The sequence below is a fragment of the Sphingomonas sp. genome (assembly GCF_017744835.1).
GTDB lineage: Bacteria > Pseudomonadota > Alphaproteobacteria > Sphingomonadales > Sphingomonadaceae > Sphingomonas.
The window spans coordinates 495,840-522,611 of sequence record NZ_JAGIAM010000001.1; the positions used below are offsets into that span (position 1 = coordinate 495,840).

The window sequence follows — 26,772 nt, forward strand, 5'->3', positions numbered from 1 at the left end:
GATGCTCGATCTATCCATTTTTCGGCAGAGTCATATTCTTGCTCACCATATACCGCATGAATATTCGCGGCACTATCCTCTGGCCTCAAACTAACCTGGCGGGAGTGCCGAACCGTGCGAGTCCTGATCGTCTATGCCCACCCCGAGCACCGTTCGCTCAACGGTGCCCTCAAGGATGTAGCGGTGCAGACCCTGGAGGCGCAGGGTCACGAGGTCCAGGTCTCGGATCTTTACGGCCAGGACTGGAAGTCGCAGGTCGACCGGGCGGACTTTCCGGCCTTGGCCCCGGACGCACGCCTGGTTGTCGGTTATGCGTCAAAACTGGCATTCGAAAGCGGCACGCTGACCGCCGACGTCCGGGCGGAGATCGACAAGCTGCTCTGGGCGGACCTGCTGATTCTGCAGTTCCCGCTCTGGTGGTATACCATGCCCGCGATCCTGAAGGGTTGGGTCGACCGGGTTTTCGCCTATGGTTTCGCCTACGGCGTCGGCGAGCACAGCGACAAGCGCTGGGGTGATCGCTTCGGCGAAGGCACGCTCGCCGGCAAGAAGGCCATGCTGGTCGTGACTGCAGGCGGCTGGGAGGACCATTATTCGCCGACCGGCGTGAATGGACCGATCGACGACCTGCTGTTTCCGATCAACCACGGCATTCTCTATTATCCCGGCTATGAAGTGCTGCCGCCGTTCGTGGTCTACAGCACCGATCGCCTCAAGGAGGGCGCGTTCGAACCCATTGCCGAGCGCCTGCGCGCGCGCATGGCGACGCTCGGGACGACACCGCCGATCCCTTACCGCTCGCAAAATGGCGGCGACTACGACATCCCGAGCATGAAGCTGCGGCCGCAGCATGCACGCCCAGGCGTGTCGGGTTTTGCGCTTCACCTGGGTGCCGAGGCGGCCGCCGCCAGGTCACAGTCCGGTCCGGACTGAAAGGCGTTGGGTCAGGCCTCAACGGAGTTGCTGGATAGCCCAACCTTCTGCTCTTCGCTCAGGAAGCGTTTTTAGCCGGCTTACCCGGGACCAGTACGATCAAGAGCGAGAGGCCGATGCCCGCGGCTGCGAGGTAAAAGGCCGTGTGCATTCCGACGATCGTAGCTGCCTTCAAAGCCTCTCCTGAATGGCCAACCGTCGCCGCGTTGGCGACCGCGATCAAAATGGCGAGGCCAATCGCGTTGCCGACATTGAGGGTTGTCGAGGCCATACCGGACGCGACACCCTGCTCCTCGTGGTCAACGCCAGTGGCGGCGGCGATCCACATGCCCGTCCAAACAATTCCTTGCCCGATACCGGACACTATCAGGCCTGGGACGATGTGGAGATAAGCTCCCTCGACCGCAGCGCCTGGGACGATCAGCAGCGTGCCGGCCGCGCCGATTACGAGACCGGCGATCAGCGTGGGGCGGATTGAACTGCGGGTCGCAAGACGCTCGCCGATCTGCGTTCCTGCCGCGATCGATATGGACGGCACGAGGAAAGCCAGGCCCGTTTGCAGCGCCGTCATCCCCTGCACATTCTGAAACAGGACCGTGAGGAAGTAAGGAAGCGTGCCGAAGGTTGCCATGTAGAGGAAGGTGATGGTCATGCCGGCGACGAGGTTTTTGTTACGAAACAGCCGAAGCGGCATGAGTGGGTCGGAACTGCGGGTTTCGATGACGGCAAAGATGACTAACAGGGCAAGGGCCGCCGCCGCGCTCCACATGATACTCGGCGCCGTCCATCCGTATTCCGGCCCCTGCACCAGCGCGAAGACGAGCAATGTTGCGCCCCCGGTCACAGTAATTGCGCCCGCCAGATCGAAGCTCCGGCGCTCATGGTCCTTGGCATCCTTGGGAATGACGAGGAATGCGGCGACAATGGCAATACCCGCAAGAAGGACATTGACGTAGAACACGGACGGCCAGCCGAACGCGGCTGTCAGGAACCCTCCGGCAATGGCGCCGATGGTCAGGCCACTGGCGCCAGCGCCACCCCAGATTGCCAGGGCGCGGTTACGCTCCGGTCCCTCGGCGAAGAGGCGGTTCACCAGCGAGAGTGTCGCCGGAAAGAGAAAGGCGCCGCCGATACCCTGCACGGCGCGCGCTGCGACCATGACCTCTGGCGATGTGGCAAGCCCGCCCACGAGAGACGAAACTGCATAGAGCCAAAGGGCGAAGATGAACATTCGGCGCTGGCCGATGAGATCCGCTGCGCGTCCCCCGAACAGGAGGAAACCGCCCGTAAAGACGGTGTAAGCGCTGATGACCCACTGAAGGGTCTGGTCGGAGAAGCCGAGGCCGGAGCCGATTTCCGGCAGCGCCACGAAGACGATATTGAGATCGAGCGCGATGATTAACTGTGCGAATGCGAGCAGAGCCAAGGTCGCCCCCCGGCCTGTGCTCGTGCGGCCTGATGATTCAAGCAATTGTGATGCCGTGCTCACGCGGTGCTCCGGAAGTTCTTGAATGATCGCTCAAGAATCCTCGCTTGAATTCCGATGTCAAGTTATTTATTGACCGATCATTCAAGAACGGAGATAAAATGGCGCGCCCACGGGAGTTTGACCGAGATGTCGCATTGGCGACGGCTCAGGAGGCCTTCTGGGCTCAGGGTTACGAGGGGACGTCGATCTCCGACCTTGTGTCGGCGCTTGGCTTGGCGCCTGCGCGCATCTACGCGGCATTCGGTTCCAAGGAAGAACTCTTCCGGGAAGCCGTTGCGCTCTATGAAGCTAACGAAGGCAGCTTCGTCGCCACGGCTCTTGCGCAGGAATCGACCGCCCGCCAAGCCGTCACGCGCATGTTGAGCGATGCGATCGAGATTTATACCAGGCCGGGAAAGCCGAAGGGATGCCTTGTGGTTTCCGCAGCGGTCAGCAGTGCTCCGCAAAATGACGCCGTGCGTGAGTTTCTGTCGCAACGCCGATGCGCGCAGGAAGCACTGATCGCTGACCGCCTGAAGCGTGCTCGCAATGACGGCGACCTATCTCCGGCCACGGATGCGGACGCGCTGGCGACAACGATCTCAACGCTGCTTGTCGGCATTTCCATGAAGGCCCGCGATGGTGCATCCAGGGAAAGACTTCAGAAGATGTCCACCTTCGCCGTCGCCGCGATGTTCGGGTCGCCGGAGTGATACTCCGCCTGAAGCCCCCGCCTGAACGCATCACGCCCCAGCTCGGACCGGGGCGACCAGGTAAGCTGCTATCGGGAAAACCATCGGCCTCAAAGCCGCGGCACCTCCGGCCCCATCCCTGACGGGTTTCCCCGACGACGAGTTCGATCCAGGGTATGCGGGCTATCTGGCGAGCGCGGCAGCGCCCGCGCCGCTGCGCTCGCCGCGCCCACTTCTTCGGACCGGCAAAGCTAGTCGCTGCTCCGCGTACGGCGGCCGAGATCGTAGCTGAGTATGGCACGCAGGGTGCGCGGCGCGGCCGCGCTCAGCAGGCCCGACGAGCCCACGGCCCAGCGTTCCTCGTCGAAGATATTGCTTGCAAGGACTCGAAGCTGGGCGGCCTTGCCGGCAAGCTCGAAGCGATGCCGAATGCCGAGATTGACGGTTCGCAAGGCAGGCGCGCGCAGCGTATTTGCCGCATCCACCCAGCGGGCGCCCTGGAAAGTGAATTGAAAATCGAGCGACCAACCGCGAGCAAGCTCTCGCTCGAGGCCGAGATTGGCGACCTTCGACGAGACGCCGACCGGCTCGTCGCCGATGATGCCGGCCTCGACCAGCGGCCCTTCAATTGTCGGCTGGAAGGCGACGGCGCCGACCACGATCTGTGTCCTTTGATCCAGCTTGCCGGCAAGCGAGACTTCCACCCCGCGGTGACGCACGCGCCCGATCGGCCCGAAGACGTTGCTGTCGGGCCGCAGGCCCATGGTCGACTTGGAAACCTCGAAGCCCGCGGCGATGAGTGCCAGGCCGTCGGTGATCGCATAGCGGGCTCCAAGTTCCCATTGCCTCGCCGTCACGGGCGCAAGCACCTCATTGCGATTGGCCGCATTCTGCGGTGCCACGCCGGATTCTTCGAGGCCCGTCACCCAGCTCGCGAACAGCCTGAGGCGCCGGGTCGGCGTGACAAGCAGCGAGGCATTGCCGAGAAGCCTCTCATGGACGCCGCGACTTGGCGCTTGGCCAAGTCCGGCCCGGGTCTTCTCGTAGCGGGTCCAATGCGCTGCCGCCTGAAGCTCAGCCAGGCTGCCCAGGCTCACGCCGTAGCCGAGCGACCCGGTGACCTGGTTCACCCGGTCCCGGCCTGAGATTCCCGACCACTCTTCTACCACGACGCGGCCCGGCCGCGTACCGGCTTCAAATTCGCCAAGCGGAACCGCCAGGCTCGATGTCAGGCCCACGTTGCTCTGCCGCGCCCGCGCGGAGAGCGCGAGCCGATGGCGGAAACGGCCGTTCCCGAGCAGGCGGGCGACCCGCACCTCGCCGGAATCCGAGACACTCGTCCTTGGGCCACTGATGAACAGCGTTCCGGTGGCACGCCCGTCTGCGCGGACTGCGGCAACAGCGAAATCCTCGCGCTCCGCTTCATAATAGGAGCGGAAGGCGGACGCGCTGAACGCCCATGGACCAACAACACCGTCATAAAGGAGGCCGGCGTTCACATTGAGCGCCTCGTATCGAGCCCATCGCGGGGCATAGTTGATTGTGCGCGCTTCGAGCGGCGGCAAGCCATCGCCCGCTGCCGCAACCGCATCCTCGCCGTCGTAGTTTCGCCAGTAGAACTGCGCAAAGCCCCGCAGACGGTGCGCGGGCGCCAGCCGCTGCTCCACCACCAGCCCGGCGTCGAGCGCCGCGCCTCGAGCGCCACTTTGCCAGCGCGCATCGGGCCTCCAGACAATCCCGCCGGCGATCCCGCCATCCGGGAGGTGCCAGGCGCCGTCCGCCTGCACGAAGCGCGTGCCGTAATCGCGCAGGCCCCCTGCAATCGAGAGGAAGTCCTCGCTGCCTGGCGAACGCAGCCGATAATTCACCACCCCGCTCGGTGCCGGATAGGGCAGCCTGGCGGCATTGACGCCGACGCGAACGCCGACCCCGGCCACGACCGGGTCGTTAAGCGGTACGATCTTGCTAAAATAGGCGTCTTCGATGCGGTAGGCGCCCGACGCCTGCAGGTCGAACCCGCGAACCTGGTTCTCGTTGTAAAGTCCGACCTGCTCGATGCCCACGCGCTCACCGAAGGCGTCTGCCGCGCTCTGCACGGCGCTTTCCTGGGCGAAAGCCGGGGCAGACAGGCAGGATACGCCGACAAGCGCGCCCCGAAATATCTCGGCTGTCCGGCGCGGCCGAATTCTCTTGGCGTCCATTTCTTCATCTCCAGTCGTTCCGGGGGCCGACCTAGACGGAGGGAAGAACTGCATTTGCGCGTTCAGCACGGGCTCGCTGCGTGCTGCTCGCAAACCGCGCGCGGGAATCGCCGGAAGGCCGCATCGGCAGCCCGACCTAGGGATCCTGTCCGCCCTGCCGCAATCATCCTCGGTGTCGAAATGCCGGCAAGGCTGGTCGACGGCAAACGGCCAACAGCCTCCTCGAATTCACATCGCGGGCGGCCGTCAATCCGACTTGATCTAGCGGGTCTCCGGATCGAGGCTTTCGGCGACCATGCGAAGTTGGGCGTCGCTGAGCAGGTCGAGCTGGCAAAGCTGGCACCGGCCGGAATCGAAGCCGTCCACCGCCTCCTTGTGCTCGCGCATCCAGGCGATCAAATCGCGCAGCAGCCGCTCGTTGGCGATGCCGTGGCCGGTCGTGCCGCCGATCAGCCGACCATAGATCGAACCCAGCATCACCCTCGGCGAGGTGCTGTAGCGCAGTTCGGATAGCTTGGCGCGATATTCGAGCTCGTCGTCGGACAGTGCCTGCGCGCCGGCATAGCTCAGTTGGTCCAGCGCATGCCGGCCCTCGTGGAGATGGATGGTTCCTTCGAAACTGCGATCATACCAAAGCCTTGCAAAGCGGCGCGGAAACGTGGCGGGGTCGTCACCGGCGACGCGCAGTTCGCGAGCGAGCGCATCGATCGCCTGCACCCGGATGCGATCGGCAAGCCCCGGCAAGAAGGCGATGGGTTCGGTCCGCGCGATATCGGCATCACCGGCGCTGCGCCTCTCCATCAGGGCTAGGTAGCGCTCGCGCGCGGGCCCGCCACTCGCGACCGCTGCCCAGTCAAGCGCGCTTTGGACGTAGCGCGCGCGCACCTGAATGATCTGCCCGTCGGCGGCCCAGCCACCGGGCGCGAAGGTGCCATCGCCGAGCCATCCCGAAAAGCCGTTGGCGATCATGTTGTCCAGAGAGATGAAGCGCACCTCGCCCTGCCGCCTGCTCTGGCGCACCTCTTCGCTTCGGTCGGTCGAGACGTGGCCGAGGTGGAGGCCGCTCACGCCGTTGCTTCGTCCGGTCGTGCCGAAGAGGCCCCAGAGCTCGCGCAGCGCGGGCCAGGGATCGTCCGCCGGATGTCCCGCCGCCGCCACCGCATCCTTGAGGGCTTGCACGAGGTTCGCTTCGAAAGGCGCATCGTCGGGGCGCTCGCCGCGCGCCCAGGCACGATCGTGCGCGAGCAGAAGCGCCGCGAGGCGGCGACGCATCTCGAGATATGCCAGCGGCGCCTTCCACGCCTCGCCCTTGGCACGGCCATCGATAAGACGCTCAGCTTCGTCGGCAAATCCGCCGCGGATGAGGAGCTTTACCAGGGCAAGCCTGTCGAATTCAGAAGCGCCGGGGGCAAGGCCTGCCTCAAAGGTGCGGCGCACCTCGGCGTCGGAGCCGCCGAAGGCCTGCGGCTTGACCGTGGCATCAAGCCAGTAGAAATCGCGCCAGCCCTCCAGCGCCAGCGCTCGGTCGGCAAGGCCTAGGCCGATCGCCAGGCGTAGCCGCGCGCCGGCGAGCGAGGCGCGTGCAAGCTCGGACAGCCCGCCGAGCATCGCCCTTGCCGTTTCGAGGTTCGGCCGCCGCGTCGCGAGCGGCCCCGCCGCCGCCTGGTCGACCGATGCCTTGATAATTTCGAGGAGCACGCCCGACTCCAGAGCTGCGCAGCGCTCGCGGTAGGGCATCAAGGCCGCTGACGTTTCGCTAGGCCGGCCGCTGGCACTGAGGATACGTCCGAGCAGCACCGCTGCGCCGCAGGGGTCGGGATGGCTCGGCAGGACGCGCTTCAATCGATCGATGGCATCGGCTGGGCGATTGTGGACGAGCCAAGCGATCCGCGCCATTTCGGTCTCGGCAACGCCGGTCACGTCGGACGGGCAGGATGCTGCCGCCAGAGCCGCATAGGCGCGTTCGGCCGCGGCGACGTCATAGACGCCGTACGCTGCCCGCGCCTGCTCGAGCCGTGTTGCGCAATCCGCGGATGGGGCGGTTATCGAGGCGACTGTGAGGAGCAAGGAGGCAATCATGCCGTCGCCATGCCCGAAGCCGGCCATGGCGATCTTGAACTAAATGGCCATTGGGCGGCTAGTCGCTGCCTGCGGCTGCGAGCGCGGTCACCCGTTCATTCAGGTTGCGGGGAGTGGCTGACGGGCAGACGATACCGCCAGCGGCGTGGCTGGCTAATCCGACATGTCACGACGCCAGCGGGAGGGCGTCTCGCCGGTCAAGGCGAGCACGGCGCGGTTCATGTGCGCTTGGTCCGCGAAGCCGAGGTCGCATGCGATCGCCGCGAGCGGAGCGGGCGTCGTGAGAATTGCGCGCCATGCGCGGCGAGCGCGCGCACGCGCCCTGAACTTGGCCGCCGACGTTCCGTAGAGATGCTGGAAGCGCCGCCGCAACGTACGTCGCGACAGGTTGCAGCTGGCTGCGAATGCGTCGAATTCGATATCCGCGCCGTTGACCAGCGAAAGCGCGAGCACGTCGGCCTCGTCATCGGCGAGGGCAGGCAGGCTAGGCCGGTCCCCGGCAAGGGCGTCGCTCACGCTGCATCCACGGCTGATCGCGTCGACAACGCGCTCGGGGTCGTCGGTGCGCATCGACTGCAGCCGCAAGGCGTCGGCGATCGAGAGCGGGACGTTGACGATCCGCACACCCCTTCGCGAGACGTGGTTGCCATGGCGCTCGAAGGGTAGATGCAGCACGGCATCCCCTGCCTGGATGGCGCAGCGTCCCTGGTCGCCCAGTTCCTCGTAGCTGCCCTCGAGCACGATCGCGAGGTAGGGCCGGCGATGCACGTGCCATGGAATGGTGCCACTCGAAAGTCGCTGGATATCCATTGCTGACATAGCCTTTCCGAACGTCCTCATCCGCCAACGGATTGTTTCGGCGCTGACCGGCGTTGCCTGGCAGAAGCGCTCCAGACGAGATAGTCGCCAATGAGCCAGATGCTCCCGAGCATCGCCAGCGAAATCGCCCCTCCCGCCCAGCGCAGCCATTGATCGGGATGCGTGACGGCGCCCGGCAGCCACACCAAGGCGACGAAACACAGATACATGGCGCCTGCCGCGCGGGTACCGACAACGGCAAGGCGATTGGTGAGCAGCGCGACGCCGGCGGCGACATGCCCGGCCCCGGTGGCTAGCGCCCAGAACTCGCCGCTTCCCGGAAGCCAGGCCGGTACCATCTCGGCGGTGTTCTTCAGACCTATGAAATGCGAGAGCCCGAAAATCACCGAGAAGGTGCCGAAAGCGACGCGCGCAATCCACGGCGCCAGCGGTTCGGGCCTTGACGGCGTCGCCGCGCAGCGAGCCCAGATGGTCGCGGCACCGAGCGCGACCCCCAGATCTTCCGCGATCCCCATGATCGACCCAAGGCCGCCGCGCGACAGCCATGCCGCGGCATAGAGGACGAAGAGGGTGCTTAGGACGATGGAGGCAATGGACCGGGTGCGCTCGAGCAGCAGTCCCGCGCCGGACAATACCAGCAGGGCGGCGGACAGGAACGCGAGCGGCTGCCTGAACGGAAGGCTCTCCGGAACCGGCTGCCAGAATACCGCGAAATCGCGCTGCAGGAAGCAGGCGATGCCGAAGCAGATCGTGCCGACGGCGAGAATGCCGATTCCAAGTCTCGGGTTTTCCCCTTCGGGCTCAAGTTCGATTGCGGACATTGAATGCTCCTGTGAAATGGGCATGCGCCCATGGGGGTCATGCGTGGCGTATGCGCGAGGCGATGAAACGCTGCTGGAGCCACCAGCTGCCGGCGTCCTCGACCCAGTTGCGCCAAGTGAAGCCATCGGCCGAGAAATCCGAGAACACCCACTTCATCCGTGGCGTCTGTCCCCGGCTCTCGAGGACGATCTCGTCATGGATAAGCCGGGATTGGAATTCGAGAATTGAGGAGTGCCGGGGTCCCGTCCAAGTAGAGCGCCAAGTTCGCGTCCTGCGATCATAGAAGCGTACGCTTGTTCCATGCTCGTGCGGCGGCGTCCCGTCCGTCCGCTCGGAGCGCGGCGGCGTAATCCAGACATCCTGCACGCCCAGTCCGTCGAGCACCCACGAAAAGTGCCATTCGCCGGGCAGTGCGCGCTCGACGTCACCTTTCGAATCGAGCCACTCGATCGTAAGCGACCAGCTGCCAATTACCGGGGCATAGATGCGGTCCGCTTCCGGGATATCCGGATGCGGGCCGTCGGCGACCAAGGAACGCATGAAGACGAAGCTTTCGCTCTGTTCGGACATGCTCGTGAGACTCCTCGATCCTTGGCGCGTCCGCCTGAGCGCGCGAAGCCCCGGCGGCAGGCATCTGTTTGGCGCTCGTATTCCGGGCGCGGGAAAGCACGTTTGTCCGCGGTCGTCTGCGTCGGCCGCCACGCTTCGTCCAGGAATCAATTTTCGTCACTTTTTGCCTCGCTCGATCGTCGCACCCGGCGCGCGGCGCGCGCGCGAACGTGACACCGCTCCCTCGATCGCCGTCGCATAGGCTTCGATCTCGCGCGCCATCCGCTGCCGCCCCGCGGTCGCTGTCGCGTGTGCCGGCGCCCCCATGTATCCACGCGGCGTGAGGGTGCTGGCCTGCTCCCCCCCGGCGCGCCATTCGCGCAACTGTCCAGGGTCGAGCGCAACCACGGGAAGGGCCCCTGCCAAGGCTTCGTCGACCTTGTCGGGCGCTGCGTGCAGCATGGCCGAGGTTTCGGCGGTGCCGGCGTGGAGATCGGGAAATCCGCGTTCCTCCGCGGCCGGCCAGCGCGCGAAGAGGAACGAGGCGTTGCCCGGGTCAAGGCCAAGGCGCTCGCCCAACACGTCCGGGACGACAAACCGCGCCTTCAGTATGCCCTGCTCGTTCGCCTCGCGCACGGCATCGGCGATGGCCCGGCCGTGCGCGGCATCGAAATGACCGGTGATGCAATAGACTTCCTCGAAGCCGCTGCGGCGCAGGCTGCGGAATACGTCGAGCATGAGTGCGATCATGGTCTCGGGGCGCACGTGAATTGAGCCCGTGAATGCTCCGGTCACCGCGTTGACGCCCCAGTAGTAGGGAGGAACGATCCGGCTCTCGATGCCCTTGCCCGCCAGCGCGGATCTTACGCCGCGCAGCTGGGCAGAGGGGATCGCGACATCTGTCGACAGCGGGAGGTGCGGGCCGTGTTCCTCGATGGCGCCCAATGCCCACAGCGCTATCGCGCCGCCCTTGGCGGCGGCTTCGACCTCGACATAGCTTTGCTCGGCGATCGTCCCGTGCAGGACGTCCTGCGCAGCGGCGGCAGCAGGGACAAGCGTTACCGAAGCGCCGCCGAGCAGCCGGACAAGCCCGTTCCAGCCCGCGCAACCTTGTCGGCCGGATGCCACTGTCATGCCTTGCCAAGCCGGCCGCATGCCGCTCTTGCCGTGGCTTCGAGCGCGTGCATCGCGGCGAGGAAGGGGGCCGGCCCGAAACTTATGCGGGCCACGCCCAGGCCGGCGAGCCGGGCCAGCAATGAACCGCCCTCGGCAACCATCACGTTCACAGGGAGCGGACAGGCCGTACAGAGCGCGCCAATCAGCTCATCGTCGACCAGGCCGGGCACGAAGAAGCCGTCGGCGCCGGCGTCACGATAGGTTTCGGCGCGGTCTTTCGCCGCGTCGAGCAGGGCTGCCGGCTCGTCCTCCCCTCCCAGGAACAGATCGGTACGGGCGTTGATGAACAGGGGAATGCCCATCGCGTCGGCAGCGCGGCGGAGGGCGGCAATTCGTCCGGCCTGCCGGCGGGGCTCGTAAAGCCCTGTTCCTGCGGTAATGCGATCCTCGAAATTGATGCCGACCACTCCCAGCGCGAGCAAGCGAGCGACGTTCGCTGCGAGCAGGTCGTCGTCCTCGGCGTAGCCAGCCTCGAAGTCGACCGTCAGCGGCAGGTCGAGGCTGGCGGCAATCCGTCCGACGATCTGCTCGACCAGCGCCAGCGGGATCGCCTGCCCGTCTTCGTAGCCATGGGCAGCCGCGACCGCCCAGCTGCTAGTCGCGATCGCCTCGGCGCCCGCCGCCGCGACCGCCCGTGCGCTGCCCGTATCCCAGGCGTTGTAAAGCACCAGCGGGGCCTCGCCCCTATGCAGCGCGGCGAACCTGCGTGCCTTTTCGATCTGCTCCAAGCTCGTTCCTTCCCCTTGCCGATTGATGGTCTTTCCGCGCCGGCGCGCCGCTAGGCGCCCCGAGCCTCGGTCGTGAATGCGTCCGGTGCGATCGCGCCCAGGAAGCTTGCCGCATCGAACGCGGCTCCCGGTGCAAAGGCGCCGCGCGCCGTGGTGCGGTGGTCGAGGATACGCTCGGCGGCTTCGCAGACGAGCGGTGCCGAGAAGGCGTAGATGTCGCGTCCGCCGACCCTGGCCCGGCGTTCGAGGCCTCCTTTTTGCACGATCGCCTCGACGAGAAAGCGCTGGGCCGATCGGCCGTGCGCATCCACGGGTTGCGGCGGCGGCGTAGCCGGATCGCGAATGTCGTTGAGCGCGGCCGCGCTGAGGTACGTGTGCAGTTCCCTCGTACGCAGGTGCCGCGCGACGAGGACGACTTCGGAAAGCGGCATCTCCACCATCTCCTGGCGTGCGAACGGCGGCGGGAAATCCCACGCTCGGGTCGCTGCGGGCAATGCCAGCGGCGCGAGCGCGCCGCCCGTGACCATCAGGCGCTGCGCGGTGTTGCGCGCGCCGGTAAGGCGGGTTCCTTGGGTCGGATGCCAGCTGTCGAGCGCAATGCCGATGGCTACGTCATCGACCGATTCCCAGTCGCCTGCGGCGGCGGTAACGAGCAGGTCGGCAAGTCCGCCGAAGAATCCCATCGCCGGCATGACGAGCAGGCCGGCGCGGCGGGCGGGTTCTGCGAAATGCTCAAGGGTCGCCGTCGCACTGGCCTGCTCGGCGGTCACGTCCAGATAGTGCGCACCGGCGCGAAGTGCTGCGGCCGCGACGGTCTCTGCCGTGTCGAGAAATGGCCCTGCGCAATTGATGACCATCGCGACGTCAACAAACGCCTGGTCGAGCGATGCCGGATCGTCGATCGATGCGCCGCGCAGTTCCACGCCGCTGTCCTCGAGGCCGGTGGCGAGGAGTCGGGACGTGTCACGCCCTGCGGCGACAGGCGTCATTCCGCGGCGGAGCAGCTCAGACACGACGAACCGCCCCGTATGCCCGGCGGCGCCATATACGGCGACTCTGCTTTTACCGCCGGACTTCTTGTCAGGCATGTCGATCTTTCGGTTGCTCAAGGTTCCAAGCCGACGTCACTATCGTGCAGCTGCGCGGTTTTTGCGCTAATCAAGCGTCGGTCGCGCGTCTAAACGGCGCTGCGGTACTTGCTTGGATGCGTGGATCATGACGGGAGCCAAAGCCGCCGGGCCTCCTCGGCAATGAGGTCCGGATATTCTTCGGGAAAGAAGAACCGCGCGCCGGTCAGCGCACGGATCCCTCTGGAATTCGGAAACAGGCCATCGAGAAAGGCGGGGCTGTCCCGTGCGAAGAGGCCGTCCGCCGTGCCCCAGACAATGCGAACCTCGCCCGGGAATCGCTTCAGCCGTTCATGCTCGGCACGCAGCACGTTGGGCTCGAGCGCGAGCGTAAATTCGTTCGTCAGCGCCTTGCGGCGCGGCGTCGCGATCAGCGGTCCGAGATAGACCTCGAGCGCGGCGTCGCTCGGAAAGCCCGCCCGGCTGTATCCGTCGCTAAGCTCCTTGCGACGCGCGAGCTCCTTGTCGTGGAACCAGGGCACTAGCCAGGCGTCCGGATAGTCTCCCTCGCGGGCAAGGGCGATCACCGTCGCAAGCGCTGGAGGGGGATTGTCGATCTCGGTGTCGCAGTTGGTCAGCAGGAGCGTCCTGACGCGACCGGGTGCGCGTGCGGCAAGCAGCTGCGCGACCGTGCCGCCGCTGTCGTTTCCGACCAGGTCAATCTCGCCGACGCCCAGCTCGTCGAGGAAGTCGAGCAGCATTTCAACCTGGGCGTGCGGGCCCAGCGACTGGCCGGGGCGAGGATCGGTGTACCCCATCCCCAGCAGGTCGGGGGCAAGGCAGCGGCGCAGCGGGGACAGACGATCGATTGCTCCCCGCCATTGGAACCCGTTCAGCGGGAAGCCGTGGATAAACAGCGCGGCAGGACCGGTGCCGCGGTCGAGATAGCTGATCGTGCCGAAACGCGTGCCGAGCAGGCGGCGATCCACGTGGAAACGCGCGGCGTCGATGGCCTCGTCCGGACCGATCAACGCTTTCCCTGCCTCGCCTGGGGTCGCCGCCGGGCTCGCCTCGGCGGCGGCCGCGCCACGTCCCAGGCCGCCCCCCGCCAATCCCAGGGTCGCCGAAACGAGAAAATTGCGCCTGATCATCGTCGCATTCCTTTCGCCCGCCCTTGTCGACCCGGAAAAGGATGCGTGGCGATGACCTGCAAGGTCATGGCGTCGCGACCACGTTGCCCCCAGACAGCGGCGCGATATATCCGGGTGCAAGCAGACAAGGTCATCGCCGGCATGCAAACCGCAGCAGGTTCCACCATGAAGCGGCCAAGCAGATGGACGCCGCTCGGCGCCCTGCTGCGCGAGTGGCGGGCTGCCCGCGGCCTCAGCCAAATGACGCTGGCCTTGCACGCGGGAACCTCGCCGCGGCACCTGAGCTATGTCGAGACCGGCCGTTCGCAGCCGAGCCGCGGCCTCCTCACGGCCCTCGCCGAGGCGCTTGAGCTGCCCCTGCGCGAACGCAACGAGCTGCTGGTGGCGGCAGGTTATGCACCCGCATTTCCTGCATCTTCGCTCGACGCGCCCGAGATGGGGCTGGTCAGCGCCGCCGTGTCGCTCATCCTTGAAGAGCACGAACCCTACCCGGCTTTTGCCTTCGATCGGAATTGGGACCTGATCCAGGCCAGCGCGGGCATGACACGGCTGCTCGAGGCAGTGCGACCGGGCGGGCCGAAGAACCGCAATATTCTTCTCCAGTTGTTCGATCCCGACGACATGCGGCCGGCAATTGCAAACTGGAGCGAGGTTGCCAGCGAATTGCTGCGCCATCTCCACCACGAAATCCGCCGCCGTCCGACCGACCCGCGTCCGCGCACGCTGCTCGCCCGCCTCACCGCATTCCCGGGAGTGCCCGACGCGTGGCGACGCCGCGAGCCAGGAAGGCCGCCACTGCCCGTCGTGACCACAGCGCTGCACGGGCCCGACGGCGAGCTCCGCTTCTTCTCGACGCTTACGACATTCGTTGGCGCGTCCGAAGTCGTGGCGGACGAGCTGCGCATCGAAGCAATGCACCCGGCAGACGAAGCGACACGGGCCTTTTGCCGCGCCTTGGCCCAGCGCTAGCGGGGGCCGAGGCGCCCCTGGCCGGAGGTAACGGCAGCCCAGGAAATCCCGCCACTCTTGTAACTCCCGCCCTTCGTGCCTTTCGCCGTCAACTGCCCCCCGCAAGAGGAGGGCTGGATGCGCAGACTGATTGCCGGAATGAAGATTTCCCTCGACGGGAAGGTGGTGGCCGCCGACGGATATCCGGAGTGGGTGCAGGCCTGGTCGGAAGACTACGATCTCACGCCGCAGATCGATGCGTGCCTTCTTGGCCGCGCCATGTACCCCGACTATGAGCGATACTGGACGGCCGTCATTGAGGCCCCCGACCGGCTCCACCCCATGACCGGGGCGCTACCGACCGCCGACGAAATCGCCTGGGCACGGCATGTCCCGCAGCTGCCGCACTATGTCCTCTCGGCGACGTCGCAGGCGGCGCTCTGGCCGAACACCCGCTTCCTGCGCAGCACCGAAGATGTCGCCGAGCTGCTCCGGCAGTCCGGGAAGGACATCTACCTGGTAGGAGGCGCCGAGACGATCGCGGGGCTCATCGACTCCGGACTGGTCCACGAGCTCCGGCTTATCGTATACCCGCTCGTCTCGGTCGGCGGAACGGCGCTCTTCTCGACGATCCAGGCGACGCACGCGCTCGAGCAGCTACAGGCTCGCCGCCTCGGCGACGGGCGGGTGCGGCTGGACTACAGGATCGCGGCTGCGCGATAGCGTGGAAGCCGCCTCGGCCCGCCGCCCCGCCCCGTCCTTCTCGCGACACGGTGACCCGGCATCGAGTCCCTCGGCGCGCCTCAGGCAGCCGCCGATGCGCCCGGGCAGGTTAGGACTAAGCTTGCGCCAAGGACAGCGCATCATGCGCCCTGGCCGGGCCGAGGGAAGTTCGACAGGCCGTACCTAGCCATCGAGCACGGCGACGACTTTGCCGATCTGCTCGTTCGATTCCAGGAAGCGCGTCGCATCTCGAATCCGGCCAAACGGGAACACGCGCGAGATCACGGGATCGAGCCGGCCGGCCTCGAGCCCTTCGACGATGAAAGCCTTGGCCAGCGCCAAGGCTGCGTCGTCGTTCACGACCTCTGTATAAAGGTAGCCCTTGATGGTCAGGCTCCGGCCAAGCACCGAAAACTGGGGGAACACCCCCGGCTCGGAACTGAGCGCTCCATATTCGACCAGCGTGCCTCCTGCCGCCATGCAGCCGGCAAGCTGCGCAATTGCGGGCCCTCCGATCGGATCGAAGGCGACGCGGGCGCCCTTGCCGCCCGTGATCTCCTCCACCCGGGCGGGGAGATCCTCGCACTCAACGGCGATCACGTGGTGGGCGCCGGCTTCGCGCAGTGCCTGTGCTTTCGCCCCCGACCGCGTTGTCGCAATGACGGTGGCTCCCACGCAGCGCGCGACCTGAATCGCGGCAATACCGACGCTGCTCGAGGCGGCCGAAACGATCACGAATTCGTTGGCCGCAAGCTTCGCTTGGTAGACCAGCGCACCCCAGGCGGTGACGTACTGCATCCATGCGGCGGCCGCCTTCTCGAATGACAGTCCGGCCGGATGCTTCACGACGTAGCGGGCGGGGATGGCGATGACTTCCCCATAGGTTGGCCAGCGGGACATGTCGGGGGTCGGAATGACGCTGACGACGTCGCCGACCGTGAACCCGGTCGCGCGGCTTCCGGCGGCGATGATGGTGCCGGCCGCTTCGTAGCCAAGGCCTGAAGGAAAAGAAGCTTCATGCAGGTAGGCCCCGTTGCGGAACATCACCTCGGCGCGGTTGAGGCCGATCGCGCGTACGGCGATCAATACCTCGTCCGCCGTCGGCACCGGGGTCTCCAGTTCCTCGATGCGCAGCACATCGACGCTCCCGTATTCATGAAATCGGACGCTACGCGGCATGGGTGTACTCCTGTCTGCGCGCCGTTGCGGCGCGGGTCGCGGACAGAAGTGGCCGCGAAGTCGAAATTGAAAATACGGTAATCGAAAGCACATAGTGCCCGAAAGTATACCGTGAGGGCGCCAATGCAGAAGCTGCACGACTATGAACAGGTTCCTGGCTGCACCATGTACGCCACGCTGAATATCATTGGTGGCAAGTGGAAGGGCGTGATCCTCTACCACCTGACGAAGGGAACGATGCGGTTCAACGCGCTCAAGCGCGAGCTGGGCGATTGCTCGCAACGACTTCTTATCAAGCAGTTGCGCGAGCTCGAGGCGGACGGTCTCGTCCAACGAACGGTATATCCGGTCGTGCCGCCGAGAGTGGATTACTCGATCACCGAGGAGGGTCGCTCGCTTGAGCCCATCCTCCATGAGTTGCGGAACTGGGGCGAGGCCTGGTTGCACCGGCGGGGGCTTGTCGCGCGTGACGGCTGACTTTCATGCCCTACGCGACGCGCACCCGCCGCAAATTGCCGCGACGTGGCGCCGCTTTACGGCGGCCATCAAGCCGGATTCGCCTTCAAACGCCATTTGGCGACGCTACAACGCTGCGCATGAAGCTCGACACATTTGACCGCCGGATTCTGAACCTGGTCCAGGAAGACGCCTCGCTGACTGGCGAAAAGCTCAGCGAAAGCGTCGCGCTGTCGGTCTCGGCGATCCAGCGACGGATTCGCCGCCTGCACGAGGCGGGGGTCATCCAGCGCAACGTCTCGATCGTCGATCCCCAGCACGCCGGTCGCCCGACCTTCTTCGTCGTGGCGCTCCAGATCGAGCGCGAGCGCCCCGAGCTGCTCGCGCAACTGCGCCGCTGGCTGGCGAACGAGCCCCAGGTCCAACAGGCCTTCTACGTCACCGGCGAAGCCGATTTTGTCCTCATCGTGACTGCTCCCGACACGGCAAGCTATGACGAGCTGATGTCCCGGATGGTGCGCGACAATGCCAATATCAGGCACTTCACCACCAACGTGGCTCTGGGTGTCATCAAGCGCGGCTTGGCCATTCCCATCGCCATCGACGGGATCGATTGAGGCGCCGCGGGCGCCGATTGTCCGCTTGCGAGCGTGCAAGTTTGCGGTCGCGCGGCACGGCACCGGCCTCATTATTGGGCCATGACCAGCCTGTCCTTTTCGCCGTCCGGCCTGCGGCTTCCCCCGACTTCGCTGCGCGATCTTCCGGCACTTGCCGGGCGCGCCGGCGTGTCCCGGGTGCTCGTCAAGTTCGAGAACGAGCGTCCGCTTGGCAACTTCAAGGTGCTCGGCGGCATGTACGCGGGCTTGCGCCTGCTCGCCGACCACGCCGGGCTGGCCGTGCCGGAGCTTGCCGACGGATGCGGGGCTGGCCGAGTCCTTCCCCGGCTCATCTGCGCGAGCGACGGCAACCATGGACTGTCGGTCGCGGCGGCCGCGCAAGCCGCAGGGTCGCAGGCGACAATCTATCTTCACACCGGGGTCGACGCCGCGCGCGCCGAGCGGATCGCCCGACTGGGCGCGTCCATCGCTTGGGTCCCTGGGACCTATGACGACGCGGTCGATGCCGCGGTGGCGGCGGAACGTGCCGGCGAAGGGTTGCTGGTCCCGGATACCACGCGTGACGCCGAGAACCGCGCGGTCACGCTCGTGATGGAAGGCTATGCGGTGCTGACCACGGAACTGCGCGCACAGCTGGCTCGGATGGACGCCCGGCTCAGCCATAGCTTCGTCCAAGCCGGCGTGGGCGGGTTGGCCGCCGCGGTGGCGAGCGGGCTTGGTGTCGATGGCGGTGCCATGATCGTCGTGGAACCCGAATCCGCGGCCTGCGTGGGCCGGGCCCTGGCAGCCGGCAGGCCCGAGCTGCTTCCGGGCGGCTTGGCGACTTCCGCCGAGATGCTGTCCTGCGGCCTGGCCTCGGCGCCGGCATTGGAGGTCCTCAAGCGCCACGGCGCACGTCCGGTGGCCGTGGGCGAGGGCTGCCTCGCGCAGGCAGTTGAAGTCCTTGCCGCCGATGCCGGCGTCGAGACCACCGCGTCGGGGGCGGCGGGTCTTGCGGGACTGCTTCACGTCGCGATGGATCCCGCGCTGCGGCATATCCATCGCCTCGGCCGCGACAGCATCGCGCTTGTGATCGTGACAGAGGGAGCGTGCGATCCAGGCGACGAGGCGCTCCTCGCCTAGCGCCCAAAGGCGCGGGCCTGGTTCCCGCCGTCGTCCTGCGCGGGCTGCTTCGCAAGCCCGCGGCGCGGCCGACGGGAGACAGAAATGCCGGCCCAGGAGCCGGAAGAGGGGCGACTCGGCAGCCTCGTGGGTCATCCCTCGCAACCCATCTTGGCGCATCGGTGCGGGCGCGCGGCCTAGCGGCGCGACGCACCCTTAAATCGCCCAAAGACGGCACGTTTGTACGCTAGGCTGGACCTTCACTTGAACCGGAGCTTTCGAGTTGCTTGACCATGCACGGGCGCACGCCTTCATCGGCGAAGCGTGGCAGCGCGACATCCTTCCCCGGCTGCAGGCGTACATTGCCGTTCCCGCGCAATCGCCGGCATTCGATCCCGAGTGGGAGGGCAGCGGCCACCTTGAACGTGCGGCGCGACTGCTCCACGACTGGGCCACAGCGCGGCTCGCCGGCATCACCGAAGCCTCGGTCGAGATCGTCCGGCTTGCCGGGCGCACGCCCTCCATCTTCATCGACATTCCGGGCGACGCGCGCGCGCCGGTGGTATTCTACGGCCACTACGACAAGCAGCCGCCGATGGACGGCTGGCATCCTGGCACGGGGGCCTGGGTTCCCGTCATAGAGGGTGACCGGCTTTACGGCCGCGGCGGGGCGGACGACGGCTATGCGATCTTCAGCGCCGTCCTCGCGGTGCTCGCGCTGCGCGCGCAGGCTAAGCCCCATCCGCCAATCAAGATACTGATCGAAGGCTCCGAGGAGTCGGGAAGCGGTGACCTTGAGCCCACGATCGAGCACCTCGGAACCCGGCTGGGCAAGCCGGGCCTCCTGGTCGCGCTCGACGGCTCCTGCGGCAACTACGAACAGCTCTGGACCATGACCTCGCTGCGCGGCCAAGTTGCCGGAACTCTCACCGTGCGCACGTTGCGCGAGGGCGTGCACGCGGGCGATGCGTCGGGCGTCGTGCCTTCGCCCTTGCGCATCGCACGACAGCTCCTTTCAAGGATCGAAGACCCCTTGACCGGTGAAATCGACGCCCGCTTCCAGGTGGTTATCCCGGCGGAGCGGCGCGCGCAGGCAATCGCCACCGCCGGTGCAATCGGCCCCTTGCACCGCGCGCTACCGCTTGCTGGCAGCACGGCGCCCGTCGTCGAGGACGGCGCCGAGCAGCTGCTCAACCGGGCGTGGCGGGCGCAGCTTGCCGTCACCGGCGTCGACGGTATTCCCAGCGTTGCCGATGCGGCCGCGGTAATGTGGCCCGAGGTTGCTCTCAAACTGAGCCTGCGGCTACCGCCGACGCTGGATCCCGCTGCCGCCGGTACCACCCTCAAACATGTCCTCCAAGCGGACCCGCCGTACGGCTGCGATGTCAGCTTCGGCCTCGACATGCTTTCGCCCGGCTGGGAAGCGCCGCGCCTCGATCCACATCTTGCCGAGGTCTTCGATGCCGCCTCGCGGCTGGCGTTCGGGCGCCCGGCCGCGACGATCGGCGGCGGCGGCGGCATTCCCTTCCTGACGATGCTCGGTTCGCGCTTCCCGGGCGTGCAGTTCATGGTGACAGGCGTGCTCGGACCGGAATCCAATGCGCACGGGCCGAACGAATTCCTGCACCTGCCGGCCGCGCACAAGCTCACCACGGCGCTCGCCTATATCCTTTGTCACGTGAAAGACCGTTGAGACCATGAAACTGCTGTACCAGACCCATTCTCCCTACGCGCGCAAGGCGCTGGTCTTCGCGCTCGAGGCCGGCCTCGGCGACCGCGTTGCCGTCGAGCATCACGAGACCAGCCCGACCCGCGCGAACCCCGCGGTGTTCGCCGAGAATCCGCTCGGCAAGGTCCCCATCCTCCTTCGCCCCGGCCAGGAGCCCATCTTCGATTCAACGGTCATTTGCGCCTATCTCGACACTCTTCACGACGGTCCCAGGCTCATTCCCGAGGCAGGCGAAGCGCGCTGGCGGGCGCTGCGGTTCGAGGCCGCGGCTCAAGGCATGGCGGATTCGGGCATCCAGCTTCGCTGGGAACGCGTGCGCCGCCCGGAGGCGCTGCGCTACCCGCCGCTCGCCGATGGATATGCGCTGAAGCTCGAGGAAAGCTACGCCTGGCTCGAGCAGCGGATCGATCCCAACGAGGCGCTGAACGTTGGGCACGTCGCCCTCGCGACGACCCTGGACTGGCTGGAGTTTCGCGATCTGCCGTCCTTCCGGTCCTTCCCGCGCCTGAGCGCATGGTTCGATGCCTTCGCCAAGCGGGCGTCGATGCAAGCGACCCCGCTTGCCGGAGAGACGCAGGATTAAGTCGAACGACCAAGCGGCCGGTTGATGCGCGTGAGGGGCGGAGTATGAGCCGAAACATATCGATTGCCCTGACCGACGCCCAGATCGCCGCCTGCTTCCCGGTCATGCGCGAGCTGCGTCCACACCTCGAGGCGGACACCTTTGTCGACCACGTCCGGCGCCTGGGGAGCATGTCCGGCTTCCGGCTCGCGTATCTGGAAGACGGCGGTGTCCTGTGCGTCGCCGGCCTCCGGGCCGGCGAGTGGCTCGTCGAGGGGCGCTACCTGGAAATCGAAGATTTCGTTGCCCGGGCGGACGCGCGGTCGAAGGGCTATGGCGGGGAGTTGTTCGACTGGATCGTCGATCTCGCCAAGGCGCAAGGCTGCGCGCACCTGCGCCTCGTTTCCAATACCGCGCGTGAGGCCGCCCACCGCTTCTACAAGCGCAAGGGCATGACCTTGTCGGCCTATTATTTCTCGATGGCGCTTTGACACGGCGCCCCTTCAAATGAAATCGCGCGCAACAGGATTGCGGGCCGCTTGGCGATCGCATCGCAGGCGCATGGCGCCGGCCACCGCCACGCCCCCCGTATCCGGCCGGGGAGCTCAGCCGTCTTGGACGGAGGGTGCACGGGCACGCCGCTGCGGGTCCGTCCTTGCGTTGATGGTTCACTTGCGGGTTCCGGCCAAGGCATTTTCCTCACGAGGTGCTGCATGACAAGAATCCGCTTCCCCTCGCTGGCGCTCGCGGCCGGCCTGCTCCTGTCCGCGTGCGAGACCGACGCGCCTGCACCGACGCCCACTCCTACGCCTGTGCCGACGCCAACACCAACACCGACTCCAACGCCAACACCGACGCCTGGCCCGGTTACGCTCAGCTCTTCCTTCGCAGCCGGCTTCGACGGCTGGCAGGCGAACTACGCGGACTACGTCCCGGGAGAGGAGGCCTCGATCGATTTCCTGTCGGGCCACGAGCAGCTTCCGCAACCCCTCGACGCAGGCGCTGGGGTGTTTCTCGCGTCCCACAATCGCGCCGACGACGTGTTCATGTACCTCTGGCGACCGGTCACAGGCCTTGTCCCCAACCGGCGCTATCGCATTGACCTGACCGTGGCGTTTGCCACCAACGCCCCCCCAGGCTGCCGCGGCACGGGCGGCCCGCCGGGCGAAGGCGTCTACCTGAAGGCCGGGGCTTCGCCTCGTGAGCCTGCGAACGTGATCGAAAACGCGCGCGTGATGCCCAATTTCGACAAGGGCGATCAGAGCGAGGGCGCGACCGAGGTCGTCGTCATCGGCGACTTCGCGCAGGCGCTTCCGGGCGATTGCAGGGCGGCGCCCTACGAGCGCAAGACGCTGTCGACCGGCGCGCAAGCGCCTTACGCGACCAGCGACAGCGTCGGCAGGCTCTGGCTCGTGGTGGGGACCGATTCCGGGTACGAGGGCATCACGCGCATTTATTTCCTTGCCGTCGCGGCGACCCTCACGCCGGCGTGATGTCGATGTGCGCATGGGCGATGCCGATGGTGATGGCCGGCGCCGCAATCGAGCTCGACCTCGCCGGGCGGCTGGAATTGCGCACCGGCGGCGGGACCGGCGTGCGCGGCCCGGCCGACGGGCAAGATGATCTTCCTCCGAGGGCATGAAGCATGATCCAAGCCTCGACCGAACGGCAGCCATCGACCACCAACGACGAGGGCCTCACGCGAACCGGTTCCCCGCGGGTCGGCACGATCGACGCCCTGCGCGGCCTGGTCCTGGTCCTGATGGTATTGGATCATGTCCGCGACTTCTTCCATCGCGGTGCGTTGATCGCCGACCCCTTGGCCCTGGACAGCGGCGATCCGCTCCTTTTCATGACGCGCTGGGTGACCCACCTGTGCGCGCCGACGTTCGTGTTCCTGTCGGGGGTCTCGATCTGGCTTCAGCACGCCAACGGCAAGAGTGTCGCCGAACTCCGCCGGTTCCTGCTGGCGCGCGGCATCTGGCTGATCCTGCTCGAACTCACCATCGTGGGAGTCGGGTTCAACTTTGGCTGGTGGATTTTCCTGCAGGTCATCTGGGCAATCGGCGCGGGCATGATCGCGCTGGCGGGCCTGCTGTGGCTGCCCCGCATGCTGATCCTCTTGCTGGGGATCGGCATTCTCGTCCTGCACCCCTTGATGGGCGCGATACCGGCCGAAGCGTTCGGCGACTGGTCCATCGCCTGGAGAGCGTTCGCTGTGTTCGGGCCCGTGGCGACGCCGGCCGGCTTCGCCCTGGTCGCCTATCCGGCCATCCCCTGGATTGGCATCATGCTGTTCGGCTACGGCCTGGGGCCGCTATTCAACAAGCCCGCCGGCCGGCGAAACCGGGACGTCCTCGCGATAGCATGCGTCCTGCTGGCGGGATTTTTCCTGCTGCGCTGGTTCAACGTGCCCGGCCTGGACCCGCGTGCCTGGTCGCGGCAACCCGAGGCGCTCTGGACCGTCCTCAGCTTCCTCAATGTCAGCAAGTATCCGCCGTCACCGGCCTATGTCGCGCTGATGCTGGGCCTGTCCCTGCTTGTCTTTCGCGGCCTCGAAGGCCGGTCTGGCGCGGTCGTCGGCGTCCTGCGGACCTTCGGTCGCACGCCGCTGTTCACCTACCTGCTGCACATCTGGCTCGCGCACGGCCTTGCCGTCCTGGCGGGTGCGACGATGGGCGTTCCAGTAGCGGCGTTCGCCAACTGGATCGTCGATCCGTCGAGACTGATCGAGGCCGGTTGGGGCCTATCCCTGGCCGGCGCCTATCTCTTCTGGGCGATTACCCTGGCCCTACTCTATCCGTTGTCGCGCTGGTTCGACCACGTCAAGCGTACCCGCAGGGACCGATGGCTCGGCTATCTCTGACCGATCGCTGGGCCGACGCTCGCCGGCGACAGGCGCCGACCAGCGCTGCTTTGCTTCGTTGATCGCCGAGGCGTCGATCATGCCGGAGCATTCCGGCATGATCAATCGCGGCATCTTGCTGCTGCGGCAGGCCCGTGCGCCCGCGCTATGCCCCTCCGGCTCCGGTCAGGAATTCGATGACCGCAGCCGAATACTGCTCGGCCAGCTCGACATTGGGCAAGTGGACCGCCGGCAGCATCACGAGACTGGCACCCGGGATCGTTCGGGCAATCTCCTCGCCGCGCTCGGCCGAGGTCACGGTGTCGAAGCGGCCGGCAATGACGAGCGTCTCGTTGGGGATGAGCGCGATCGTCCGGCGCAAGTCGGTATCGCGAACCACCGCCAGGCAGCCGGCGAGCCCGCGCGGAGAAGTCCTGAGCAGTTGTTCGCGGAACTGCGCGACGATCGGGGCTTCGGCTTCGATCACCGCCTTGGGAAACCAGTTGGCGAGGAACATTTCGGCCGTTTCGGCCATGTCCGGCGCAGCGAGGATGCCGGCGATCGCACTGTCCCAGGCGTCGGGCGGGCCGAGATGGGCCGCCGTATTGCTGAGGACCAGCCTCTCGATCCGCTCCGGCGCGTGGATTCCCAGCCACTGGCCGACAAAGCCGCCGAGCGAGAGCCCGAGAAAGTGTGCGCGCGCGATGCCGAGGTGGTCGAGCAGCTCGAGCACGTCCCGCCCGAGCCGCGCGTCCGAATAGGCCCCTGCCGGGACGTCGGAGGCGCCATGGCCGCGAAAATCGTAGCGGATCACGCGGAAATGTTCGGCGAACGCCGGGACCTGGAGGCCCCACATGTCGAGCGTCGTGCCGATCGAGTTCGAAAGGACGAGCGCAGGCCGTGTCGGCGAACCGTCCTCGCGATAAGCAATCCGCACGCCGTCGCCAGTCGTGAAATGGGACAGGGTGCCCGCAGACGGCAGGGTCGCGCCGAGCAGCTGCGCCGGAACCGGGGATGTTTCGTTGTCGTGCATGGGAGCTTTGTCCTCGATGAAGGTGGCTTCGATCTAGGAAAGGATATGTTCGACAGAAATTGAAAAGATCACACAATCCCTGTAACCGTCTTCGCAAATGTCGAACTTTACGCTGCAAGAACTCCAGTCCTTCGATGCCGTGGTGTGCGAAGGAGGGTTCCAGGCCGGCGCGACCCGGCTCCATCGCTCGCACAGCGCCGTGTTCGCCGCGGTCGCCAAGCTCGAGGCGCGGGTGGGCATCGCCCTGCTCGACCGGAGCGGCTACCGGGTCGTGCCGACCGAAGCCGGCCGCTCGTTCCACGCCAAGGTGCGTCACCTGCTCGCGAACGCTGCGGCTCTCGACATGCACGCGCGGCAACTGGCCTCGGGCGAGGAAACGCAGCTGCGAGTCATCCTCGGCGATACCTGCCCCACCGAACAGGGGCTCGAGCTGCTGGGCGGCTTCTTTGCCCAGCAGCCGGACACCCGCCTCGACCTGCACTACGAGACGATCAGCGGACCCCAGGAGAGGCTGCTCGAAGGGGAAGCCGACCTCGTGCTTCACTGGGTTGACAAGGCCGATGCGCGTTTCGAGTGGATCGACCTTGGCACGGTCGCCTTCGTGCCGGTGGTGGCGCCGGGCTTCCTGCCGTTCGACATCACCCCTTCGATCGCGCCAGAGCAGATGAGGAGCCTGACGCAGTGCATCATTCGCGACACTGCGCGTGGCCCCGACAGGCCGAGCTTCCACGTGCTCGACGACGCACCGCAATGCACTGTCGCCGACCATCGCATGAAGAAGGAAGTCATCCTGCGGGGCCTCGCCTGGGGGCACCTGCCGGCGTTCATGATCGCAGCCGAGCTCGAACGCGGATTGCTGATGTCGATGGCGGGCACGCATTTCCCGGGTGTCAGCGTCGACCTCGTTGCCGCGCGCAGGCGAGATCGGCCGCATGGTCCCGTCGCCTGTCGGCTCTGGCACCACATTGCGCAAAGGGCGCACGCGTTCGCGCTGAAGCCCGATGGATCTCGCCGTGAAAGCCGATAAGCGCGCGAGCCCCTGCCGCGGCGCGATGGGCCTGCGCCAATTCCTGGATTTCGAGCAGCAGCGCGCCTGGGTGGAAGGAGAAATAGTTCCGCCCGATGTCGATGCGCGCTCCGAGTCAATTGAGCAACGGTTCAAATACATCGGCCGCTTCGAGAAACTGCTCCGCCGCCCCCAGGCGCAGCAGGTGCTGGCGATCCTCCGGCTCTACGTCGAGAACTGCATACCGGTCCCGCGCATGACTGAGCGCGAATACTGGTCGGTTTCGTGCCTGCCGTCGACGTCCGACAAGCCGCTCGCCCGCATCAGTGCGAGCTGGATGGAGCTGTTCACCCTCCTGGCCGATGGCGACGGCGTCCGGGCGCGTTTCATCCTGCACCTGTCCGATTTCACCACCGCAGGCTCACCCGAGCCGGCCGATCTCGACCAAGCATTCCTGGAGCAATGCGTCTCCCGCCCCGAGGACGTCAGCCATTTTCTTTGGAAAGCCGACACCTTCGGCGTCAAGGTGTCGGGCGACGCCTCCATCTGCAAATTCCTGACCGACCCGCGCGCGTTGCGCGCGATCCGAAATTTCAACCTGACGCATATGAACCGCGGCCGAAACGCTTATTGCGCGAGCCACTGCTACAGCTTGGCAGATCACCTGCTGGAAGTGGAGTCCACGTCGGGTTCATAGGCCAGCAGGTCGCCCGGCTGGCAGTCGAGGAACTGGCAGATCTTGTCCAGCGTCTCAAAGCGGATGCCCTTCACGCGACCGGACTTGAGCAGGCTCAGGTTGGTTTCCGTAATGCCGACATGGGCCGCAAGGTCCTTCGATTTGGCCTTTCGCAGCGCCAGCACGACATCGAGGCGGACGACGACGGCCAT

Annotated in this window: 28 protein-coding genes; 15 read left to right on the top strand and 13 right to left on the bottom strand. The window is 66.3% G+C overall.

Annotated elements, in window-relative coordinates:
- Positions 1-114 precede the first annotated feature (114 nt).
- Positions 115-933: an NAD(P)H-dependent oxidoreductase gene (locus J7500_RS02295; RefSeq protein WP_294059668.1), complete on the top strand. Its 819-nt coding sequence runs from the start codon at positions 115-117 to the stop codon at positions 931-933.
- Positions 934-991: 58 nt separating this feature from the next.
- Here J7500_RS02295 and J7500_RS02300 read toward each other — a convergent pair whose 3' ends face one another.
- Positions 992-2,359 (bottom strand): MFS transporter, encoded by a 1,368-nt coding sequence (locus J7500_RS02300; protein WP_294059671.1) that lies wholly within the window; start codon positions 2,357-2,359, stop codon positions 992-994.
- Positions 2,360-2,466: 107 nt separating this feature from the next.
- Here J7500_RS02300 and J7500_RS02305 point away from each other — a divergent pair, with 107 nt between their 5' ends.
- Positions 2,467-3,114 carry a TetR/AcrR family transcriptional regulator gene (locus J7500_RS02305; protein WP_294059673.1) on the top strand — a complete coding sequence of 216 codons (648 nt, stop codon included), beginning with the start codon at positions 2,467-2,469 and terminating at the stop codon, positions 3,112-3,114.
- A 230-nt stretch (positions 3,115-3,344) separates the two neighbouring features.
- Here the strand turns inward: J7500_RS02305 and J7500_RS02310 are convergent, their stop codons facing one another.
- The 9 genes from J7500_RS02310 to J7500_RS02350 all read right to left on the bottom strand — a co-directional run bounded on the left by J7500_RS02310 (position 3,345) and on the right by J7500_RS02350 (position 13,685).
- Positions 3,345-5,294: a TonB-dependent receptor gene (locus J7500_RS02310; RefSeq protein WP_294059676.1), complete on the bottom strand. Its 1,950-nt coding sequence runs from the start codon at positions 5,292-5,294 to the stop codon at positions 3,345-3,347.
- Between the two features lie 261 nt (positions 5,295-5,555).
- Positions 5,556-7,400: a hypothetical protein gene (locus J7500_RS02315; RefSeq protein WP_294059678.1), complete on the bottom strand. Its 1,845-nt coding sequence runs from the start codon at positions 7,398-7,400 to the stop codon at positions 5,556-5,558.
- A gap of 126 nt (positions 7,401-7,526) precedes the next feature.
- A complete protein-coding gene (locus J7500_RS02320; protein ID WP_294059679.1) occupies positions 7,527-8,183 on the bottom strand; it encodes a helix-turn-helix domain-containing protein in 657 nt (218 codons plus the stop codon).
- A gap of 26 nt (positions 8,184-8,209) precedes the next feature.
- Complete coding sequence (locus tag J7500_RS02325) at positions 8,210-9,013, bottom strand: hypothetical protein (protein WP_294059681.1); 804 nt, start codon at positions 9,011-9,013, stop codon at positions 8,210-8,212.
- Positions 9,014-9,050: 37 nt separating this feature from the next.
- Entirely contained in the window at positions 9,051-9,584 is a 534-nt protein-coding gene (locus J7500_RS02330) for a hypothetical protein (protein WP_294059683.1), read from the bottom strand.
- A 156-nt stretch (positions 9,585-9,740) separates the two neighbouring features.
- Positions 9,741-10,697, bottom strand: a complete 957-nt coding sequence (locus J7500_RS02335) for a creatininase family protein (protein ID WP_294059686.1) — start codon at positions 10,695-10,697, stop codon at positions 9,741-9,743.
- Positions 10,694-11,467, bottom strand: a complete 774-nt coding sequence (locus J7500_RS02340) for an isocitrate lyase/phosphoenolpyruvate mutase family protein (RefSeq protein WP_294059687.1) — start codon at positions 11,465-11,467, stop codon at positions 10,694-10,696. The genes J7500_RS02335 and J7500_RS02340 overlap by 4 nt, the downstream gene beginning before the upstream one ends.
- Before the next feature lie 50 nt (positions 11,468-11,517).
- The gene (locus J7500_RS02345; RefSeq protein WP_294059689.1) at positions 11,518-12,555 is read right to left on the bottom strand and encodes a saccharopine dehydrogenase NADP-binding domain-containing protein; all 1,038 of its coding nucleotides are present in this window, start codon (positions 12,553-12,555) and stop codon (positions 11,518-11,520) included.
- Positions 12,556-12,680: 125 nt separating this feature from the next.
- Positions 12,681-13,685 (bottom strand): alpha/beta fold hydrolase, encoded by a 1,005-nt coding sequence (locus J7500_RS02350; protein WP_294059691.1) that lies wholly within the window; start codon positions 13,683-13,685, stop codon positions 12,681-12,683.
- A 51-nt stretch (positions 13,686-13,736) separates the two neighbouring features.
- Between J7500_RS02350 and J7500_RS02355 the strand changes: the two genes are divergently transcribed.
- Together J7500_RS02355 and J7500_RS02360 are read left to right on the top strand one after the other, a co-directional pair.
- Complete coding sequence (locus J7500_RS02355) at positions 13,737-14,654, top strand: helix-turn-helix transcriptional regulator (RefSeq protein WP_294059694.1); 918 nt, start codon at positions 13,737-13,739, stop codon at positions 14,652-14,654.
- Between the two features lie 117 nt (positions 14,655-14,771).
- Positions 14,772-15,356 (top strand): dihydrofolate reductase family protein, encoded by a 585-nt coding sequence (locus J7500_RS02360; protein WP_294059696.1) that lies wholly within the window; start codon positions 14,772-14,774, stop codon positions 15,354-15,356.
- 183 nt (positions 15,357-15,539) lie between these two features.
- Here the strand turns inward: J7500_RS02360 and J7500_RS02365 are convergent, their stop codons facing one another.
- The gene (locus J7500_RS02365; protein WP_294059699.1) at positions 15,540-16,535 is read right to left on the bottom strand and encodes a zinc-dependent alcohol dehydrogenase family protein; all 996 of its coding nucleotides are present in this window, start codon (positions 16,533-16,535) and stop codon (positions 15,540-15,542) included.
- Between the two features lie 123 nt (positions 16,536-16,658).
- On the opposite strand from J7500_RS02365, the gene J7500_RS02370 reads away from it, so the two are divergent.
- From J7500_RS02370 to J7500_RS02410, 9 genes are all read left to right on the top strand, one after another.
- Positions 16,659-17,012, top strand: a complete 354-nt coding sequence (locus J7500_RS02370; RefSeq protein ID WP_294059701.1) for a helix-turn-helix domain-containing protein — start codon at positions 16,659-16,661, stop codon at positions 17,010-17,012.
- 119 nt (positions 17,013-17,131) lie between these two features.
- Positions 17,132-17,608: an Lrp/AsnC family transcriptional regulator gene (locus J7500_RS02375; protein WP_294059704.1), complete on the top strand. Its 477-nt coding sequence runs from the start codon at positions 17,132-17,134 to the stop codon at positions 17,606-17,608.
- A gap of 81 nt (positions 17,609-17,689) precedes the next feature.
- Positions 17,690-18,730, top strand: coding sequence for a pyridoxal-phosphate dependent enzyme (locus J7500_RS02380; RefSeq protein WP_294059707.1), 1,041 nt, complete (start codon positions 17,690-17,692; stop codon positions 18,728-18,730).
- Between the two features lie 262 nt (positions 18,731-18,992).
- On the top strand, positions 18,993-20,402 hold the full coding sequence (locus J7500_RS02385; RefSeq protein WP_294059709.1) for a M20/M25/M40 family metallo-hydrolase: 1,410 nt from the start codon (positions 18,993-18,995) through the stop codon (positions 20,400-20,402).
- Between the two features lie 4 nt (positions 20,403-20,406).
- Complete coding sequence (locus J7500_RS02390; protein ID WP_294059710.1) at positions 20,407-21,021, top strand: glutathione S-transferase family protein; 615 nt, start codon at positions 20,407-20,409, stop codon at positions 21,019-21,021.
- Between the two features lie 44 nt (positions 21,022-21,065).
- Positions 21,066-21,491, top strand: coding sequence for a GNAT family N-acetyltransferase (locus J7500_RS02395; protein ID WP_294059713.1), 426 nt, complete (start codon positions 21,066-21,068; stop codon positions 21,489-21,491).
- Positions 21,492-21,713: 222 nt separating this feature from the next.
- A complete protein-coding gene (locus J7500_RS02400; protein WP_294059715.1) occupies positions 21,714-22,493 on the top strand; it encodes a hypothetical protein in 780 nt (259 codons plus the stop codon).
- Positions 22,494-22,519: 26 nt separating this feature from the next.
- Positions 22,520-22,642: a hypothetical protein gene (locus tag J7500_RS02405; protein WP_294059716.1), complete on the top strand. Its 123-nt coding sequence runs from the start codon at positions 22,520-22,522 to the stop codon at positions 22,640-22,642.
- A 3-nt stretch (positions 22,643-22,645) separates the two neighbouring features.
- Entirely contained in the window at positions 22,646-23,866 is a 1,221-nt protein-coding gene (locus tag J7500_RS02410) for a heparan-alpha-glucosaminide N-acetyltransferase domain-containing protein (RefSeq protein WP_294059717.1), read from the top strand.
- Between the two features lie 145 nt (positions 23,867-24,011).
- On the opposite strand, the gene J7500_RS02415 is transcribed toward J7500_RS02410, so the two are convergent.
- Entirely contained in the window at positions 24,012-24,878 is an 867-nt protein-coding gene (locus J7500_RS02415; RefSeq protein WP_294059720.1) for an alpha/beta fold hydrolase, read from the bottom strand.
- Positions 24,879-24,975: 97 nt separating this feature from the next.
- Between J7500_RS02415 and J7500_RS02420 the strand changes: the two genes are divergently transcribed.
- Both J7500_RS02420 and J7500_RS02425 read left to right on the top strand, forming a co-directional pair.
- Positions 24,976-25,905, top strand: a complete 930-nt coding sequence (locus J7500_RS02420; RefSeq protein ID WP_294059721.1) for a LysR family transcriptional regulator — start codon at positions 24,976-24,978, stop codon at positions 25,903-25,905.
- Entirely contained in the window at positions 25,880-26,581 is a 702-nt protein-coding gene (locus J7500_RS02425; RefSeq protein ID WP_294059723.1) for a hypothetical protein, read from the top strand. Before J7500_RS02420 ends, J7500_RS02425 begins: the two co-directional genes overlap by 26 nt.
- Here J7500_RS02425 and J7500_RS02430 read toward each other — a convergent pair.
- Positions 26,545-26,772: a helix-turn-helix transcriptional regulator gene (locus tag J7500_RS02430; RefSeq protein ID WP_294059725.1), complete on the bottom strand. Its 228-nt coding sequence runs from the start codon at positions 26,770-26,772 to the stop codon at positions 26,545-26,547. The genes J7500_RS02425 and J7500_RS02430 overlap by 37 nt on opposite strands.